This window comes from Enterobacter cloacae complex sp. IR5441 (assembly GCF_049238215.1).
GTDB lineage: Bacteria > Pseudomonadota > Gammaproteobacteria > Enterobacterales > Enterobacteriaceae > Enterobacter > Enterobacter hormaechei_C.
In genome coordinates this window covers 1-768 of the sequence record NZ_JBMKIA010000128.1, presented here as the reverse complement: position 1 = coordinate 768, position 768 = coordinate 1, and the positions used below count along the sequence as shown (strand labels likewise).

Below are 768 nucleotides of genomic sequence, written 5' to 3'. Positions count from 1 at the left end.
GGTGATGCTACCAACTTGCTGATTTAGTGTATAATGGTGTTTTTGAGGTGCTCCCGTGGCTTCAGTCTCCGTCTGCTGTCCCTCCTGTTCCGCTACTGAAGGCGTGATGCGTAATGGCAAAAGTACTGCCGGGCATCAACGTTATCTCTGCTCTCACTGCCGTAAAACATGGCAGCTCACCTTCACTTATGCCGCTTCTCAGCCCGGTACACACCAGAAAATCATTGATATGGCTATGAACGGCGTCGGTTGCCGTGCCACCGCACGACTAATGGGCGTGGGCCTCAACACCATTTTGCGCCATTTAAAAAACTCAGGCCGCAGTCAGTAACCTCCCGGATACAGCCGGGCAGTGATGTCATTGTCTGTGCGGAGATGGACGAGCAATGGGGCTACGTCGGTGCAAAATCACGTCAGCGCTGGCTGTTTTACGCGTATGACAGGATACGCAGGGCGGTGGTAGCCCACGTTTTCGGTGAACGCACTATGGCCACACTGGAGCGTCTTCTGAGCCTGCTGTCAGTTTTTGACGTGGTGGTATGGATGACGGACGGCTGGCCGATGTATGAGTCACGTCTGAAGGGAAAACTGCACGTCATCAGTAAGCGTTACACGCAGCGAATTGAGCGACACAACCTGAATCTGAGACAGCATCTGGCAAGGCTGGGCAGGAAGTCCCTGTCGTTCTCAAAATCGGTGGAGCTGCATGACAAAGTCATCGGGCACTATCTGAACATAAAACACTATCAGTAAATTGGAGTCATTACC

At 52.5% G+C, this 768-nt stretch carries 1 protein-coding gene; it reads left to right on the top strand.

The window, feature by feature from the left end:
- Nucleotides 1-55 precede the first annotated feature (55 nt).
- Nucleotides 56-753, top strand: a protein-coding gene (locus ACOTX5_RS26695; protein ID WP_223174630.1) for an IS1 family transposase whose coding sequence is annotated in 2 segments (ribosomal slippage) — nucleotides 56-305 and nucleotides 305-753 — 699 coding nt in all. Because the reading frame shifts where the segments join, the coding sequence is not laid out codon by codon here.
- Nucleotides 754-768: the final 15 nt, after the last annotated feature.